16 protein-coding genes and 1 riboswitch are annotated in these 16,911 nt (G+C 67.4%); of the genes, 8 read left to right on the top strand and 8 right to left on the bottom strand.

The window, feature by feature from the left end; translation table 11 throughout:
- The first annotated feature begins 22 nt into the window (after nucleotides 1-22).
- From ACS5PJ_RS04555 to ACS5PJ_RS04545, 3 genes are all read left to right on the top strand, one after another.
- Nucleotides 23-550, top strand: a complete 528-nt coding sequence (locus ACS5PJ_RS04555) for a ferritin (protein ID WP_439433727.1) — start codon at nucleotides 23-25, stop codon at nucleotides 548-550.
- 165 nt (nucleotides 551-715) lie between these two features.
- A riboswitch (guanidine-III (ykkC-III) riboswitch) is annotated at nucleotides 716-781 on the top strand.
- Between the two features lie 9 nt (nucleotides 782-790).
- Complete coding sequence (locus tag ACS5PJ_RS04550) at nucleotides 791-1,114, top strand: DMT family transporter (RefSeq protein ID WP_439433726.1); 324 nt, start codon at nucleotides 791-793, stop codon at nucleotides 1,112-1,114.
- On the top strand, nucleotides 1,114-1,479 hold the full coding sequence (locus ACS5PJ_RS04545; protein ID WP_439434111.1) for a DMT family transporter: 366 nt from the start codon (nucleotides 1,114-1,116) through the stop codon (nucleotides 1,477-1,479). Before ACS5PJ_RS04550 ends, ACS5PJ_RS04545 begins: the two co-directional genes overlap by 1 nt.
- Here ACS5PJ_RS04545 and ACS5PJ_RS04540 read toward each other — a convergent pair.
- Genes ACS5PJ_RS04540 through ACS5PJ_RS04515 form a run of 6 tightly spaced genes read right to left on the bottom strand, consistent with a single transcriptional unit; the run spans nucleotide 1,469 to nucleotide 8,373 of the window.
- Nucleotides 1,469-2,758: a Gfo/Idh/MocA family protein gene (locus tag ACS5PJ_RS04540; RefSeq protein WP_439433725.1), complete on the bottom strand. Its 1,290-nt coding sequence runs from the start codon at nucleotides 2,756-2,758 to the stop codon at nucleotides 1,469-1,471. The two genes, ACS5PJ_RS04545 and ACS5PJ_RS04540, sit on opposite strands and share 11 nt — an antisense overlap.
- A gap of 33 nt (nucleotides 2,759-2,791) precedes the next feature.
- Nucleotides 2,792-4,141, bottom strand: coding sequence for a glucosylglycerate hydrolase (gene ggh / locus ACS5PJ_RS04535; protein WP_439433724.1), 1,350 nt, complete (start codon nucleotides 4,139-4,141; stop codon nucleotides 2,792-2,794).
- Nucleotides 4,138-5,226 (bottom strand): ABC transporter ATP-binding protein, encoded by a 1,089-nt coding sequence (locus ACS5PJ_RS04530; RefSeq protein ID WP_439433723.1) that lies wholly within the window; start codon nucleotides 5,224-5,226, stop codon nucleotides 4,138-4,140. The genes ggh and ACS5PJ_RS04530 overlap by 4 nt, the downstream gene beginning before the upstream one ends.
- 23 nt (nucleotides 5,227-5,249) lie before the next feature.
- A complete protein-coding gene (locus tag ACS5PJ_RS04525; RefSeq protein ID WP_439433722.1) occupies nucleotides 5,250-6,134 on the bottom strand; it encodes a carbohydrate ABC transporter permease in 885 nt (294 codons plus the stop codon).
- Entirely contained in the window at nucleotides 6,131-7,045 is a 915-nt protein-coding gene (locus ACS5PJ_RS04520) for a carbohydrate ABC transporter permease (RefSeq protein WP_439433721.1), read from the bottom strand. The genes ACS5PJ_RS04525 and ACS5PJ_RS04520 overlap by 4 nt, the downstream gene beginning before the upstream one ends.
- On the bottom strand, nucleotides 7,045-8,373 hold the full coding sequence (locus ACS5PJ_RS04515; RefSeq protein ID WP_439433720.1) for an ABC transporter substrate-binding protein: 1,329 nt from the start codon (nucleotides 8,371-8,373) through the stop codon (nucleotides 7,045-7,047). Before ACS5PJ_RS04515 ends, ACS5PJ_RS04520 begins: the two co-directional genes overlap by 1 nt.
- A 125-nt stretch (nucleotides 8,374-8,498) precedes the next feature.
- On the opposite strand from ACS5PJ_RS04515, the gene ACS5PJ_RS04510 reads away from it, so the two are divergent.
- From ACS5PJ_RS04510 to ACS5PJ_RS04495, 4 genes are all read left to right on the top strand, one after another.
- Nucleotides 8,499-9,680 carry an ROK family transcriptional regulator gene (locus ACS5PJ_RS04510; protein WP_439433719.1) on the top strand — a complete coding sequence of 394 codons (1,182 nt, stop codon included), beginning with the start codon at nucleotides 8,499-8,501 and terminating at the stop codon, nucleotides 9,678-9,680.
- A gap of 75 nt (nucleotides 9,681-9,755) precedes the next feature.
- On the top strand, nucleotides 9,756-10,382 hold the full coding sequence (locus ACS5PJ_RS04505) for a nucleoside/nucleotide kinase family protein (RefSeq protein ID WP_439433718.1): 627 nt from the start codon (nucleotides 9,756-9,758) through the stop codon (nucleotides 10,380-10,382).
- A 198-nt stretch (nucleotides 10,383-10,580) separates the two neighbouring features.
- Nucleotides 10,581-11,576 carry an aldo/keto reductase gene (locus ACS5PJ_RS04500; RefSeq protein WP_439433717.1) on the top strand — a complete coding sequence of 332 codons (996 nt, stop codon included), beginning with the start codon at nucleotides 10,581-10,583 and terminating at the stop codon, nucleotides 11,574-11,576.
- Between the two features lie 10 nt (nucleotides 11,577-11,586).
- Nucleotides 11,587-12,237, top strand: a complete 651-nt coding sequence (locus ACS5PJ_RS04495; RefSeq protein ID WP_439433716.1) for an MBL fold metallo-hydrolase — start codon at nucleotides 11,587-11,589, stop codon at nucleotides 12,235-12,237.
- 135 nt (nucleotides 12,238-12,372) lie between these two features.
- Here the strand turns inward: ACS5PJ_RS04495 and ACS5PJ_RS04490 are convergent, their stop codons facing one another.
- Nucleotides 12,373-14,319 carry a DEAD/DEAH box helicase gene (locus ACS5PJ_RS04490; protein WP_439433715.1) on the bottom strand — a complete coding sequence of 649 codons (1,947 nt, stop codon included), beginning with the start codon at nucleotides 14,317-14,319 and terminating at the stop codon, nucleotides 12,373-12,375.
- A 391-nt stretch (nucleotides 14,320-14,710) separates the two neighbouring features.
- Between ACS5PJ_RS04490 and ACS5PJ_RS04485 the strand changes: the two genes are divergently transcribed.
- Entirely contained in the window at nucleotides 14,711-15,442 is a 732-nt protein-coding gene (locus ACS5PJ_RS04485) for a class I SAM-dependent methyltransferase (RefSeq protein WP_439433714.1), read from the top strand.
- Between the two features lie 104 nt (nucleotides 15,443-15,546).
- Here ACS5PJ_RS04485 and ACS5PJ_RS04480 read toward each other — a convergent pair whose 3' ends face one another.
- Entirely contained in the window at nucleotides 15,547-16,896 is a 1,350-nt protein-coding gene (locus tag ACS5PJ_RS04480; protein ID WP_439433713.1) for an MFS transporter, read from the bottom strand.
- Nucleotides 16,897-16,911: the final 15 nt, after the last annotated feature.

Below are 16,911 nucleotides of genomic sequence, written 5' to 3'. Positions count from 1 at the left end.
CGGCCGACCCTAAACTCGGGCTATGACCACCTCTTTTAATGCGCTTCTGTCCACCCAGATCGGCAACGAGTTCGCGGCTTCGCAGCAGTACATTGCCGTGGCCACCTGGTTCGCCAACCAGGACCTTCCGCAGCTGGCCCGTTACTTCTACCGGCAGTCGGTGGAGGAACGGAACCACGCCATGATGATGGTGCAGTACATGCTGGACCGCGACATCCCCTTCACCATCCCGGGTGTTCCAACCGTCCGCAACGACTTCTCCACGGTCACCGAACCGCTCGCTCTTGCCCTGCAGCAGGAGCAGGAAGTCACCCGCGACATCGAGGCCCTCTTCCGGGCCGCCCGCGGCGAGGACGACGCCCTGGGCGAGCAGTTCATCCTGTGGTTCCTCAAGGAGCAGGTGGAGGAGGTCTCCTCCATGACCACCCTGCTGAACATCGCCGAACGCGCCGACAACCTGTTCGATATCGAGAACTTCATCGCCCGCGAAACCATCGGCGACGGCGGCCGCGACAGCTCGGCCCCCACGGCAGCAGGCGGCGCCCTCTAAGCCCAACGCCCCCTCCAACTCCAACGCGGGGTCACTTCTCGCCCGATCAAGGCCTCATATCGGGCGTTTAGTGACCCCGCGTTGGGTGGCTTCCCGGCTCTTCGCCGGCGGTGAGGTTGGCCACCAACGGGGCGAGCCGGCGTCGGGCGTTTGCTAGGCTTGGATCCAAGGCTCCGCAACGCAGCCTCCGGACGACGGTTCAGTACCCGGCACGCGACAAGACTGGCCAAAGGATCTGTCATGTCGTGGTTAATCCTCATTCTTTCCGGAGCGCTCGAGGCCGTCTGGGCCGCCGCGCTGCACCGGACGTTCCAGGCGTCCGGACGGCGCCGCATCGCACCCGCGACCCTCTTCCTCACGGCCGTTCTCGCCAGCATGGCCGGCCTGTCCATCGCCATGCTGTCCATCCCCACCGGAACCGCCTACGCCGTGTGGGTGGGTGTGGGCGTGGTGCTGACCTCCGCCTACGCGATCATCACCAAGGCTGAACGTCCGACGACGGCGCGCCTGCTCCTGCTCACCGGCATCGCCGCGTGCGTGGTCGGCCTGAAGGTGGTGGCGTGATGAACCCGCGTTCCGTTGCGTGGCTTCTGCTGCTCGCCTCCGCCGTACTGGAAGCCGTGTGGGCCACCGCCCTGGGCCTGTCCGACGGCTTCACCCAACCCCTCCCGACCCTTGTCTTCGCCGTGACGGCCACCCTCAGCATGATCGGCCTGGGCCTGGCCATCCGCAGCATCCCGCTCGGCACGGCCTACGCCGTCTGGGTGGGGATCGGCGCTGCCCTGACGGTGGGCTGGGCGATGGCCACCGGCGTCGAACCCTTCAGCGTGCTGAAGGTGGTTTTTATTGCCGGGATTGTGGGCTGCGCGGCCGGGCTGAAGGCGCTGCCTGCCGGAAGAGGCAGGATCGCCGGCCCCGTCAAGGGCTGAAGCTAAAAGTCCCCACCGGCACGACAGCGCCTGCCCGGCGGGCCTCTTCGGCGGCGAACACCGCAGCGTGGCTGGTGAGGGATTCCTCCAGCCCGGACACAACTCCTGACCAGTCTCCGGTGGCCAGCGCACCCACCCACGCCTGGATGAGGCCCCTGTCGCCGCCGTCGTGCTTTTCCCCCGGCAGCGGCGGAGCGGCCGCAGGAACTGGATGGAGGGTGGTCGACCCGGTAAGGAAGTCGTAGACGGCGATGCCACCCGCCTCCACCTGGATCTCCCCGCGGCTGCCGAAGATCCGGGTCCGCCGGGGCCCCGCAGCAGTGAAGGCAGTGGCCGTGAACGCCGCCGTGGTGCCATTCTCATATTCGATGTTCACCACCTGGTGGTCCACCGCGTCGTTGTCCGAGGAGTAAACACAGCGGCCGTAAGGACCGGTGGCCAGGGCCTGCCTCAACGACTGCGGCGTCCCGCCCGGGTCAACCACCTCCGCGAAGTAGGCCTTGGCGGGGTCAGGGGGCGTACCGTCGGCAGGGCGGCCGGCCCCGTAAATCCGCAGGGCGGAATACGGGCAGAGGGGCTCGGCGGGGCAATCGGTACAGCGCCCCGATGCGCCCTCCGGCGCCTCCTCCGGGCGAAAGTGCGTCAAGCGGCCAAAGGAGGAAATGCGCAGGGGCCGGCTGCCAATGATGAATGACAGCCAGTCAACGTCGTGCGTGCACTTGGCCAGCAGGAAGGGGCTGGACTCATCTTCCCGGCGCCAGTTGCCGCGGACGTAGGAATGAGCGAAATGCCAGAAACCCACGGGTTCCAGGTGCTGGACGGAAATGATCCGGCCTACTGCCCCGCCGGACAGCAGTTGCCTGAGCAGTGTGGTGAGCGGCGTGTAGCGCAGGACATGGCAGACCACCGTCCGGGTGGCCGACAAACGGCTGGTCCGCGCGAGATCGGCACAGCCGGCAGGGTCGACGGCGACCGGCTTCTCCAGGAGGACGGGGTAGCCGTGGGCAACGGCCGCCGCGAAGGGTCCCCCATGCTCCCGGTCCGGAGTTGCGATGATGATTCCGTCCGCCTGCCGACGATCAGCAAGCATTGACTGCCAGTCTTCAAAGATGCCGGTGTCTGGGACACCGAGCTCGGCAGCGAGGCTCCGGCGAAGCAAGGGGCGCGGCTCGGCTACACCCACCACGGTTGCCTGCCCGGTTGCGGCAGCGAGACGCGCATAGGCTGAGCCGCGCGCACCGGCGCCGGCAATGAGCAGGCGCACGGGTGGCCGGGACACTTCGGGAGCATGGGGCCCAAGCGCACCCACAGTTCAGCCGTCGTCGGTATCGGCAAGCCATTCCAGGGCCACGGCTGCCGTCCAGGACTGGTCCATGCTGCCAAGCGGCTCACCGGTGAAGGGCTCGTAGTACTCGCCGAAGTGGCCTTCCATCAGCTGGGCAAGAGAAGCCTCCCGGAACTTCCGGTACCGCTTCACGTCGCCGCGGCTGCGCAGGCAGGCCGCCAGGTACCAGTTCATGACCGGCCAGACCGGTCCGCGCCAGTACTGGCGCGGCTTCAGGCCCTCATACGTCGTGGAGGTAGAAGCGGGAAGCGGGAAAGCCAGGCGCGGGTCTCCGGTCCAGTCCGGCCCCTCGAAAATCTCCAGCTGCCGTTCCAGGACGGACTGGCTCGTGGTGGAGATCAGGGGCGCAAAACCGGCCATGGTGGGTAGCCCGATCCACTCGCCGGTCAGCACATCACGGTCCCGGGCAAGCCCAGTCCGTTCGTCCACCGTGGCGTCGACGCCTTCGCGGAACTCCTGGGCCCACTGCCGCAGCGTGGCGGCGTCCTCTTGCCGGCCGAACTGCTCCGCCAGCACAGCGAGGTCCTCATTTGCCGCGGCGAAAATCCCGGACATGAAGACGTCCTTGACCTGGAAGTCCATGACGTCCGGCAACCGGTGATCGTCGAATTCGACGTCAGCCATCTGCTGCACGAGCCAGAGGTATCGGCTGTATTCCTCGTCGCTGGGCCGCTGGCTGAGGTCCGTGACTTTCAGGGTGTCGGTGCGGACGAACGGCTCCATTTCCCCTGGCTGCACCCTCGAGTACGGGCCGTCGAACCGTGGTGAATTGTCCATCCCGGACTCCCAGCCGTGATAAATCGTCAGCAGCCCGGAACCGTCACCGCCGCGGCTGCTGCGGAGCCATTCGTGCCAGCGGATCCACTGCGGAAGCGTCCGGCGCGCAAACTCCACGGCGAGACCGGCGTCTTCCCCTCCTGCCGCCGTCGCCCGCTCCACGATGCGCCGGAGCATGGTGGCGTGCACAGGAGGCTGGCAGATGCCGCTGGACTGCACGCCCTCCGGTGACGCGCTGCGGGTCCCCCACCTCTCGACGTCGGGAAAGTACCCGGGGACGTCGGAAAACACGATATGGGGGATCATCCCGCTCGTCCACTGCGCAGCGAGCAGGTAGTCAAGCTCCCGGAGGGCGCGGGCCACGTTCATCGTTGACAGGCCTGCGGCGACGAAGGCGGCGTCCCAGCTCCACATATGCGGATACAGGTTCGGCGCGGCCGTCACCATGGTGCCGAGGTCGTTTGCTGCCAGGACATCCCTGGCCCGGCGTCCCAGCTCGTCGAGGTTCTGAATGGGGTAGGCGTCCCCGTTGGCGCTCATGCCGTCAGGCCCAACTGGGTCTCGGTGTCGAAGAAGCGCAGGGCGCTCTGGTCAAAGCGCAGCCCCACCTTGTCTCCGGAAGAGACCCGGACGGTCGAGGGGACCTGCACCTTGACCGTCTGGCCGCCGAGGTCCACCGTCAGCAGGGTGGCGTGGCCGAGCGGCTCGACCACCTCCACGTTGGCATCGAGGGAACCTTCCGACCCCCGTTCCACGATCGAGATGTTCTCTGCCCGAATGCCCACCATCACCGGGGTGCCTCCCGTGTGGCTCGCCGCCCTGGCCAAAAAATCCGGGGCCGGAGTGCTCTGGCCGCCCACCTCCAAGGCGCCCTGCTGCGTGAGCCGGCCGTCCAGGAAGTTCATCGGCGGGGACCCGATAAATCCGCCGACGAAGCGGTCCGCCGGCTCCTCGTACACGGTGATGGGGTGGCCCAGCTGGACGATCTGGCCTTTCTTCATCACGGCGACCCGGTCCGAGAGGCTCATCGCCTCAACCTGGTCATGGGTGACGTAGAGGGTGGTGGAACCCAGTTGTTTGACGATCTTCTTCAGCTCTGCCCGGAAGTCCAAGCGGAGGAGTGCGTCGAGATTGGACAGGGGTTCGTCCATGAGCAGCACATCCGCATCCATCACGATTGCCCTGGCGACGGCGACGCGCTGCCGCTGGCCGCCGGAGAGCTGTGCCGGGTAGCGGTCCAGGTAGGGAGTGAGCTGCAGCAGGTCCGCCGCCCATGCCACCTTTCGCTCCAGCTCGTCCCGCGGAATTTTCTTCATCACCAGCCCGAAGGCAATGTTGGTGCGGACCTTCCGGTGCGGGAAGACCGCGTAGGACTGGAAAACCATCGAAAGGTTGCGGTTCTGTGGCGGCAGGTAGGTAACATCCCGCCCCCCGATGGAGATGCTGCCCTGGTCCGGGAAGTCCAGCCCGGCCACCATGCGCAGCAGGGTTGTCTTCCCGCACCCCGAAGGTCCCAGCAGCACCATGAACTCGCCCTCCGCCACCTCGAGGGAGACGTCGTTTGTGGCCAGCTCGGTACTGCCCGGGTAGGTCTTGTGGAGACCCTTGATCGAGATGTCAGCCATGGGACAGCCTCTCTGGAATGCAGTCAGCGGATGGTGGAACCCCACATGTTGGTGAGGTAGCGGCGCATGAAGAAAATGAAGACCAATGCGGGAACAACCAGCAGGAAGCCACCGGCGAACCGGTAGGCCAGCGGCGATTCGGAGAGGGAACTGAGGACCTGCGCCGGCAGGGTGCGCTGGTTCAGGGTGAGGATCGAAGCACCAAGAACTTCGTTCCACGACATGACGAACGTGAAGATCGACGCGGCGGCAATGCCCGGGATAGCCATAGGCATCACCACCTTGACGAACGCCTGCACCGGGCTGCAGCCGAAGATCCGGGCCGCTTCCTCGACGTCGCGCGGAACGCCCAGGAACACCGACGCGGTGATCAGGATGGTCGTGGGCAGTGCCAGTGCGGAGTGGAGCAGGACCACCGCGAGGACGCTGTCGTACAGGCCGGTCTGGAGGAAAAGCTGTGCCAGCGGCACGGACAGCACCACAATGGGCAGCGCCCGGGTGAAGAGCAGGAAAAGCTGGTACGGCTCCCTGCCGCGGAAGACGAAGCGAGCGACGGCGTATCCCGCCGGGACGCCGACGATCAGCGAGAGCACCAAGGTGAAGACACCCACCTGGAGGGAGTTGATCAGTCCGCCGAGGACACCCGTCGACTGCAGGAAGGTCTGCATGGTCTCGGTGGAGAAGTTGTCCGGGATGAAGCTGAGCGGGAACTTTTGCAGCGATTGCCGGCTGGACATGGCGGCCAGGGCAATCAGGTAGATCGGTACGGCCATGAAGAGCGTGACCAGTATGCAGGCCACCTGAAGCAGCACCCGGTTGCGGCGCTGCCTGGCCAGCGGCCTGCGGTCCACCTCGTTTTCGGGGCGGGCGCCGGCTGCGGCGGCCTTGGACGTCGTAGCGTGGCTCATCGCGGCGCCTCCGACTGGTCCCGAAGGAGCTTCAGGTAACCGACCGCGGTCACCATGGAGACAGCCATGACCACCAATGCCAGGGCCGAGGCAACATTGGCATCCTGCAGCCCCGTGTACCAGCGGTACGTCTCGCCGACCACCAGGGGGAAGTTCTGGCCGGTAAGGGCGAGCGCCACGGCAAAGGTCTGGAAGGCCAGGATGGTCCTCAGGATAAGGGCCGTCTGGAGGCTGGGACGCAGCAGGGGCAAGGTGACATGCCAGAGCCGGCCCCAGAAGTTGGCCCCGAAGACGCCCGCCGCCTCCTCGTAGTCCTTGGGGATGGACTGCAGGCCCGCCACGACGATCACGAACACCAGCGAGGTGGCACGCCAGACCTCGGCAATCAGCACCGCACCAAACATCGAGGCATAGTTGTCGTAGGCCAGCCAGGAAACAGGGGCCATGCCAAGGGACGCCAGCAGCGAGTTGAGGTAGCCACGGTCGGTGAAAACTGTCAGCCAGACCAGGCCGGCCGCGAGATCACTGACCGCCAGGGGAATGGCCCAGATGTAGAAATAGACCGATGACCCCCGCGGCTTGGCCCGTATCAGCAGGGCCATGGCAAGGGCCAGGACGAACTGGATCGGGAGCATGACCAGGATCAGCAGCAGCGTGTTGCCCACCGAGGACCAGAAATACGGGTCCTGTGCCATCCGGGAGAAGTTCGCCGTGGTCAGTCCCTGCGGGCCACCAAATGCCTGCAGGATGCCGCTGACCATTGGCCAGCCGAAGAGCAGGGTCATGAACACGATGGACGGGGCAATCAACAGCAGGGCTGCGGAGTTTCCCTTCCTCCTTGGCGGCCGGCCCTTCGGACCGGCCGGGGAAAGCTGCGGTTTGGCAGCCGCAGGTGCATCCGGGGCCGCCATCAGGCGACCTTGCATTGGGCTGCTTTGGGATCCGGCGGCCAGCAGGGGACGTTGAGCGCGTCCATGATCTTGGCAAGTTCCGCTCCTTGGCGGTCCAAGGTGGTTTTGACGTCTGCGTTGTTAAGGCAAATCTCCTGGAAGCAGTTCTTGAACAGCTGGGACACCTGCGGGTCTTTGTCTCCGAGGCCCACCGGCGGCAGTGCCAGCAGGACGTCGGAGGCCTCCTCCTGCGCCTTGACGGCTTTGGCTTCCAGTGCGATGCCGCCCGGGAGGTCGCCGCCAAGATCCGTCTTCACCACGGGGAAGAAGGCGTTGGACTTGAGGGTCTCGATCTGGGCCTCAGGCTTGGACAGGGCCTTGATGAGCTGGAACGCCTTGTCCTTCTGGGAGGAACCCTGCGGCACCGCCATGCCGCCCACGATCAGGAGGTAGCCCTTGCCCTTGGGGCCGGACGGCGCCGGGACCATCTGCCAGTCGTCCGGTTTGTCCTTGACTGCGTTGATGAGGCGGGCCACGTGGTCCCAGGCCACCAGGACCTCGCCGTTGCCCAGCGGCTCCTGCATGAAATCATAATTGGTGGAGGCGGGATTCATGTTCGCCCACAGATCGCGCATATAGGTCCACGCGGTGACCGCATCCTGGTTGCGGAAGGTGGTGACCTGTCCCCCGGTGAAACTGGGCAGGAGGAAACCCTGGTAGAAGCGGTGGTGGAGGCCTTTCGGTCCGGCGGGGATGCCGAATACAGGCCGGCCGTTCGCCGCCTTGGCGGCCTTCGCCCATGCCAGGTACTGGTCGTAGGTGAGCTTGTTGACGTCGGCCCCGGATGGCAGCCAGGCGAGCGCCTTCTTGTTGATCGCCAGCACATATGTCGCCTGGATCCAGGGGATATAGCGCGGAACGTCCGTGCCGAGCTTGGCCAGCTCCTTCACGTCCTTGGAATAGCCGGCCGAGGACAGGTCGTTCATCAGTGAGCTGAGGTCCTCCAGCTGCGATGCGAAGGGGACCAGGTCCCCATGCAGGCCGCCCGCAATGCCTACCTCCACCTTTCCGGCCGAGAGCTGGGATTTGAGGGTGGTGTTGAAGACCCCCGTATCCACCGGGTTGTAGGCGACGCTGACATCCCCCGCAAACTTCTTGAGCGTCGCCTCATATTTTTGCCGTTCTTCCACCGGGGCGAACTGGGTGGAGAGGAAACTGACCGAGCCGGCGCCTCCACCCCCGCTGGTGTTTACGCCGCAGGCGGCGAGCAGGGGACCTGCTGCCAGCGCCGTGAGGCCTCCCTTCAGCACGGCTCGCCGGGTGACGGGATCGTGGGCAAGGTCCGACATGGAAGCCTCCTGCGGGAGTGGTTAGGCGTTTTGTCTGATGATCGATCATAATTGTGTGATCCACACCACGTCAATGACCCGGCTGCCAAGCCCGCGGTCAAAGTCTTCATTGGGAGCCTGCCCGCATGATCCATTCCAGGACGCTCATCGGCGGTTCCGGCCAGCCCCCTGGAGGGCCCGCGACCAGCGCAGGGCACCTTCTGCAGCTGCTGCGTTCGAACGTGGCGGGTCACAGCCGCGCGGACCTGCTGGAGATGACCGGCATGGCACGGTCCACGCTGTACGAGCGGCTCGACGCTCTGTTCGCGGCAGGCCTGGTCTACGAATCCACTCCCCTGCGTTCCCAGCGAGGCAGGCCCCCGCGCGCGCTCCGCTTCGATGACCGCAACAAGCTCGTGGTGGCCCTGGAGATCGGGCACACGCATGCCGGGCTCCACCTCCTGTCCCTGGGCCGGGATATCGTGGCCTCCGCACGCATCCCCATCGAAATCCGGGACTCCCAGGACCTCGTGGTTGATCGCCTCACCGCGGAGGCACTCCGGCTGCTCGATGGGCGGCAGCCGGTCGGAGCCGGGGTGGGACTGCCGGCCCCCGTGGACCCCCTCCACCGGCTGGGGCTCGAGCGCACTGTCCTGGCGCACTGGGACCTCCAACGGCTGCAGGAGGTGCTGGGGGCCAGGCTCGACTGCCCTGTCCTGCTGGAAAACGACGCCCGGGCCATGGCTGTCGGCGAGGTCCGCGAACCCTTCGAGTCCCTGGTTGCGGTGAAGGTCAGCACCGGCATCGGCTCCGGCATCATCGTCAGCGGGACGTTGGTCCGCGGCGCCCATGGCGCCGCCGGGGACATCGGCCATGTCCGCATTCCGGAGGCGGCCGGCCGGCGATGCCGCTGCGGACGGGACGGCTGCCTCGCCGCCGTCGCGTCCGGGCGGGCGTTGCTGGCGGCACCGCAGCTGGCCCGCTATCGGACGCTGCGGCAGCTGGTTGATGAGGATGGACGCGACCCCGCCGTGGGCCCGGCGGTCGCAGAAGCCGGGCGGATCCTCGGCCGGGTGCTTGCGGCCACAGTGGGAACACTCAACCCGGGCCGGATTGCGGTGGGGGGGCTGGTAGGCGTGCTTCCGGGATTCCTGGACGCCTGCCGGCAGCAGATCCTTAGTGACGCCTTCGAACCATCGCTCGTGGATCTGAAGATCGTCCCGGCCGACAGCCGGACTTCCACCGCCGTGGGACTGTGCCGGCTGGTTGAAGAAAGCCTCTACGCCCCGGAACGGATTGAACAGCTGCTCTCCCAGCGGTCCGGGTGACCTCCGCCTGCGCCATGGTCACCAGGGTGGAACGCCCGACGCGCCCGCCGAGGCAGCCCCCGTTAGGCTTTTGCCATGGACTCCCCCGAGATTTCCCAGGCTGTTGCTGCCCTGCGTCTTCGACTGGACGGCGGGCGGCGCACGCTGCTGGGCATCACGGGTGCGCCCGGCTCCGGGAAATCCACCTTTGCCTCGTGGCTCCAACAGCAGTTCGGCCCGGAGCTGGCCATGGTGGTGCCCATGGACGGCTTCCACCTGGGCAACGCGATCATAGACGGCACACCCCTTCGCCAGCGCAAGGGCGCAATGGACACGTTCGACGTCGGCGGGTACCTGTCGCTGTTGCAGCGGCTGGTGCGGCGTGACGAGTCAGTGGTTTACGCACCCGAGTTCCGGCGCACGCTGGACGAGCCCGTGGCCGCGTCCATCGCGGTCCCGGCCTCCGTGCCGCTGGTGATCACCGAAGGCAACTACCTGCTGGCCGAGCCGCCGCAGTGGAAAGAGGTCAGGGCACAGCTGGACGAGGTCTGGTTTATGGACACCCCTCCCGAGCTGCGGCTTGCCCGGCTGGTGGACCGGCATGTGGAGTTTGGCATGGACCAGGCGGCCGCGGAAGCGTGGGCGACGGGTCCGGACGAGGCCAACGCCGCGCTGATTGAGGCCACGCGGCGGAATGCGGACCGGATCATCCCCTGGCATTAGGCCGCCGCGCATTACCGGAGACCGCGCATGACCGGACACCGCATCGAGTGGCGACTTCCCGGCGCTAAGTCCGCCCCATAACGCCGAGAGCTCGCCGCTCGATGCTTTGCGGACGTCGGGAAGGCCGCCGGCACGGAATACCTCGGCCCGCAGCGGGGTTCTTGGCTGGGACAAGTCCTCAAGGAACGGAGCGCACCCATGACTGCACCACTGGTACACCTCGGCGACGGCCTCAAGGTCAGTCCCCTCGGCTTCGGCGGGATGGCCCTCACCCCGGTCTACGGCGACGTTGACCCGCGCGAGGCCCTGAAAACCCTGCACCATGCCGTGGATGCCGGCGTCAGCTTTATTGACACCGCGGACATCTACGGGGGTGGCAGCAACGAGGAGCTCATCGGTCAGTTGCTCAAGGAGCGCCGGGGTGAGATTCAGCTGGCCACTAAGTTCTCCCTGGTCGGCACTCCGACGGCGGGGTACACGGACATCCGCGGGGACGCGGCCTATGTCCGGCAGGCCGTGGAAGCCAGCCTAAAGCGCCTGGGCACGGACGTGATCGACCTCTACTACATGCACCGCCGTGACCTCCGCGTTCCGATTGTGGAAACCGTGGAGGCCATGGCGGGGCTGGTGCAGCAGGGCAAGATCAAGCACCTTGGCCTGTCTGAAGTGACCGCCGCGGAGCTGGCCGAGGCCCATTCCGTGCACCCGATCGCCGCAGTCCAGAGCGAATGGTCCATCTGGAGCCGCGACGTGGAACGCAACGTTGTTCCTGAGGCGGCCGGACTGGGCGTGGGTTTTGTGCCGTATTCGCCGCTTGGCCGGGGATTCCTCACCGGTACCGTGGACGCTTCCAGCCTGGGAGCCAGTGACTTCCGACGCCGGATCCCCCGGTTCGCCGAAGACGCCGCCGACGCCAACCAGGGTGTGGTGGCCGCCATCGCGGTGGTGGCCGCCGAACTGGCCGCGACACCCGCGCAGGTGGCACTCGCCTGGCTGCTTGCCCAGGGCAGGCGGCTGGGACTGCCCGTTGTCCCCATCCCCGGCACGCGCAAAACGTACCGGATCGACGAAAACCTGGGCGCGCTGTCCCTGGACCTGACCCCGGCGCAACTGAACACACTGGACCAGGCCGCGGACGCCGTCGTCGGCTCCCGCTCTGCCGATCCGAACTGGGTGTCCGAGGGCCGTGAATAAACTGGTCCCCATGGACACGCTCATTCATGACTTACGGGACATCACCATCCGCCGGATCCCGGTCAGCGAGATGGACAATAATGTCTACCTGCTGACCGCGAAGCAGTCCGGGGCACAGCTGCTGATTGATGCCGCGGATGACCTTCCGGCCATCCAGGCGCTCCTGCAGGACGCTGCCGCGGATACCGCGGCAACGCCCACACTGGAGCTGATCGCCACCACGCACCAGCATTGGGACCACGTCCGCGCGCTGGCGGCCCTGGTGGAAGCGACGGGGGTGCGGACCGCAGCGGGGACGGATGACGCCCCGGAGCTGCCGGTGACGGTGGATGTTCTGCTGGACCACGGGAGCGTCGGCAACTTCGACGGCTTCGACGTGACCGCCGTGCACCTGCGAGGACACACTCCCGGCTCCGTGGCATTGGTGTACCAGGATCCGGCCGGACCTGCCCACATCTTCTCCGGGGACTCACTTTTTCCGGGCGGCGTGGGCAACACCCAGAAGGACCCTGAGCGGTTCAACCAGCTGATCACCGATGTGAGCGAGCGGCTGTTCGATGTCTACCCGGATGACACCGTGGTCCACCCCGGCCACGGCCAGCCCACAACGCTCGGCGCGGAACGCCCGCACCTCGCGGAGTGGCGTGCCCGCGGCTGGTAGCTTGCAGCCTGGCGCTGCGCCGGGCTACCTGGCCTGCGATTGGCGCTGCGCAAAATGCCGGTCGCTGCGGATATACCCGTAGCGCCCGGCATTTTGCGTATCACCAGCTACTTTGCGTAGCGAAATACCCTACTCTTAGCGGCTGCGGCGTTCGTTCGACGCCGGAGCCGACGCGCGGCGCGGGCCGGCGCTGCGGGCCGGACGGCCTTCACTGGAACGGCCGCCGCCGCCGTTGCTTGCGTAGGATCCACCCGAGGTACCACCGGTGTTGGAGGACCAGACTGCCTTGTTGCCACCGGCTGCACCGGCGCCTGCTGAGCGCTGGCCGGATCCGCCGGTGCGTGAGCCACCGGTCCGGGCACCTGCGCCGGCGCCTGCGCCGGCTGCGGCACGCTGGCCGGTTGCCGGGCGGCCGCCACGCTGTCCGCCGGAGGTAGCCGGGCGACCGGTACCGCCGCGGGGAGCGTCGCTGCGGGTTACGCGGGAATCAGTGCGCCCATCCGCTGCGCGCCCGTCTGAACCGCGGCCAGCCGATGCACGGCCACCTGCCGCGGGGACGTCGTTGCGGTGGGTTGCAGCCGCAGTGCCACGGCCGCGGGAGTTCCGGCGTGCAGCGGCTGCTGCAATGGCGCGGTCCTCGTTCTGCTCGGCAACGCGGTCGAACGCTGCGCGGGCCTCGGTGCGGCCCTCGAAAGCCACTGCACGGCGCTCGGCGCGGGGACCGTCGGTGCGGGGGGCTTCGGCTGAAACCCGTCCGCGTCCGCCACGACCGCCACGGCCACCCGCGGTGGGTGCGGCTTGGGTGGTGCGGCGGGCGCGCTTGCGCTCGGCGTTGGCACCGGTGGAGGTGCCCCCGCCCTGCTGTGCGGCCTTCTTGGCCAGCAGTGCTGCACGGGTGCGGGGATCAATCTTGTCGGCCATTTCGCCCACGAGTTCCGCAACCAGCGGGGAGTTGGCGGTGACGCGCTCGAAGTTGACCTCGACGCCGGCGGCTTTCATGAGCTTCTTGACGTCGCTCTGCTGCTCCGGGAGGGTCAGCGTGACAACGGTTCCGTCTGAACCGGCGCGGGCCGTGCGGCCTGAGCGGTGCAGGTAGGCCTTGTGCTCTGTGGGCGGGTCAACGTGGATGACCAGTTCGACGTCGTCCACGTGCACGCCGCGGGCTGCGACGTCGGTGGCCACCAGGACGCGGACGTCACCGGAGGAGAACTCGGCCAGGTTGCGGTCACGGGCGTTCTGCGACAGGTTGCCGTGCAGATCGACGGCGGGGATCCCGGCGTCGGTCAGGGTCTTGGCCAGCTTGCGGGCGTGGTGCTTGGTCCGCATGAAGAGGACGCGGCGGCCGGCACCGGAGGCGAGCTCCACGATCAGCTGCTTCTTGACGGTCTGGTCGTTGACCACCAGCACATGGTGCTCCATGGTGGTCACGGCAGCCTGGGATTCGTCCACGGCGTGGGTCAGCGGGTTGGACAGGTAGCGCTGGACGATCTTGTCCACGCCGTTGTCCAGGGTTGCGGAGAAGAGCAAGCGCTGGCCCTGGCTGGGGGTCATGTCCATGAGCTTCTTGACCACGGGCAGGAAGCCGAGGTCGGCCATGTGGTCGGCCTCGTCCAGGACCGTGATTTCCACGGCATCCAGGGTCAGGATGCGCTGGCGGATCAGGTCCTCCAGGCGGCCCGGGCAGGCGATGACGATGTCGACGCCGGCGCGGAGGGCCTTTTCCTGGCGTGCCTGGGAGATGCCGCCGAAGATCACAGTGGTGGTCAGGCCCATGGCCTTGGCCATCGGCTCGATGGTGGCGTTGATCTGGGTGGCCAGTTCGCGGGTCGGTGCCAGGACCAGGCCCATCGGACGGCCGGGCTTGCGGAAGTGCGCCGCTTCCCGCTCAGCGAGTCGTGCTACAAGCGGGATGGCGAAAGCGATGGTCTTGCCGGAGCCGGTGCGGCCGCGGCCCAGGACGTCGCGTCCTGACAGCGTGTCCGGGAGGGTCTTGACCTGGATGGGGAACGGCTCGGTGATTCCCTGCGCGGTGAGGGAGTCAGCGAGGACCTTGGGCGTGCCGAGGGCAGCGAAAGTAGTCATGTAAGTAAAGGTCTTTCAGGCGGTATCCATGCGGATATCGGCCCCCGACGCCGGTTGGCTCAGGGGTTCGCCGAAGAAAAGTCAGGTGATCAACCGGCCAGCTGCCATTTGTACAAAACGGCGGCCGGGACCAAATAGAACGCGTTCATCGACGCAGGATGTGCCTCTCACATGAAAAAATCCCACTCCCTGGCCGCGGAATCCGGGGAATCCAGCAGGGGAACCGGTTGATGAACCGGAACAAAAGTGGGCATCACTGCACATCAAGTTCCACCAGTCTATCAGCAGCGGGCGGTCCGGCCGTCCACGGGCGCCGCCCGGGGCGGCCCAACCCCCGCCAAGTGCGCGCCGGGCGTTGCCTTCATGTGCCCGGGAGGGGCACCCTTGAGGCATGACGCAACAGGGTGCGGACCACCACCACGCAACGGACCACGGCGCCGCGGGGCCTGAAGATAAAGCGGAGCAAAGTTCCGCCGAATCCTGGGACGAACGGTACCGCAGCACACCGAAGCTCTGGAGCGGAAAACCCAACCCCCAGCTCGTCCGCGAAGCTTCCGGGCTTCACCCCGGCAAGGCCCTCGACGTCGGCTGCGGCGAGGGCGCGGATGCCATCTGGCTCGCCCAGCAAGGCTGGACCGTCACCGCCGTCGACGTCTCCGCCGTCGCCCTGGAACGGGCGGCCGCACACGAAAAGACGGCACTGGACCGGGAAAGCGTGCACGCGGAAGGTCCCGGCGCCATCCCCAGCCGCATCCACTGGCAGCAGTGCGACCTGGAGGAATGGCGGCCGGAGGAGAAGTACGATCTGGTGTCCTCGCAGTTCCTGCACTCACGGACAATGGGTTGGCAGGAACCGCTGCGCACGGCGGCCTCGGCGGTCAAGCCCGGCGGTACCCTGCTGATTGTGGGCCACCACCCGGACATGCTGCCGCCGTGGGGCACCCAGACCCACACCACGCCGGACATGTTCTACACCCCGGCGCAGCTGGTGCAGGAGCTGGACCTCACCGCGCCGGACTGGCAGGTGGAGGTGCTCACCACCCGCGATCGGCACGTGTCCGATCCGGACGGACGGGAAGCGGTCATCGGCGACACCGTTCTCCGCGCCACCCGGCTTTCCTGACCAAAGCGTCGGCACCCCCAACCCCGGGAGAAAACACACCGTGGCAAGGCTGATCGCGGAAATGACGATGTCCCTGGACTGGTTCATCGCCCTGCCGGGCGGGGTCAGCGGGCCACGCGCGGCGCCACGGCTACCGCGGCGACCGCGATCACCGACGTCAGCGCGAAGACCCCGGCGAACTGTGCCGCCGTCGTCGTAAATGCCGCGAACACGATGCCCGTAGCGGCGAGCGCAAGCGCCCCGCCCAGTGAGTCGGAAATGGACATCGCCGAGCTGTTGAAGCCCTCGTTTTCCTTGCTGGACAGCGCCAGGGTCATCACGCTGAGCCGCGGGTAAAGCAGCCCCATGCCGCCGCCGGCGAATATCCAGCCGGCAATCGCGACGGCGGCAGGCCAGTGAAGTGCCGTTGTCACCAGGGCGAGGAGGATGGCAGCCAGGACCAACACCGCGCCGGTCCACACGGCCGCCCGGTGAGTCAGCCTGGCGCCCAGGCGGCCCTGGATGGCCGCGGCACCGGCCCAGGCCAGCGCGCCGCCGGTGAGGGTCAGCCCGGCGAACGTCGGCGGGAACGCGTACTCCTCGATCAGCAGGTACGGCAGGTACACCTCGGCGCCGAAGAACGCTGCTCCGGCCAGGCCACGGGTCAGGATGACGCTGGGCAGGCCACGGCGGGCGAGCAGGGTGTCGCCGGGGACCAGCGGGCGCACCGCCAGGAGGGCGACAACAACGGCGGCCGCGGCGAGGACTGCCGGTGCCGCCGGAAAGAGGGTGGCGCCCGCGGAGAGGTTCAGCCCCAGGACCGCGAGCGCTGCGAGTCCGGCCCACCCCAGCCTGCCCACCGCCCACGGCGGGACGTCGGCGTCCGCGGACTGCCGGTCCAGGCCGCGGAGCACCGGGACAATCATGACGACGGCGGGAACCACCAGTCCCACCACCCCCAGGAAGACCCAGTGCCAGCTCAGAAGCTGCGCCACGATGCCCGCCGCGAACGGGCCCACGAGGGAGGGGATCACCCAGGCAGCGGAGAAGGCGGCAAAGATCCCGGGGTGGAGAACTGCGGGGTAGACGCGGGCCACCACCACGTATAGCGCCACCGTCAGGGCCCCGCCGCCAAGGCCCTGCACCAGCCGGCCGGACACCAGAAGCGGCATGGACATGGCCGTGCCAGCGATCAGGAGGCCCAGCACGAACAGGGCCACTGAGGCGAACAATGGTGCCCCGGGTCCGCGCCGGTCGGACCAGTTTCCCGCCGCCACCATGCCGATCACCCCGGTGGCCAGCGGCCCGGCGAAGGCCAGCGCGTACAGGCTGGCTCCGTCGAGCTCCCGGCTGACAACGGGCATGATGGTGGTCACGGCCAGCGACTCGAATGTGGCCAGGAACACCAGGGCGCAGGCGCCGATGGTGACCCAGCGGTATGGCCGCTTCAGGATGTTGGCGGCCGGCTCTGTCACACAGTGAATGGAATC

It is taken from the genome of Pseudarthrobacter cremeus, assembly GCF_051857465.1.
GTDB lineage: Bacteria > Actinomycetota > Actinomycetes > Actinomycetales > Micrococcaceae > Arthrobacter.
The sequence above is the reverse complement of the archived record's forward strand: the minus strand, read 5'-3'. Positions and strand labels throughout refer to the sequence as shown.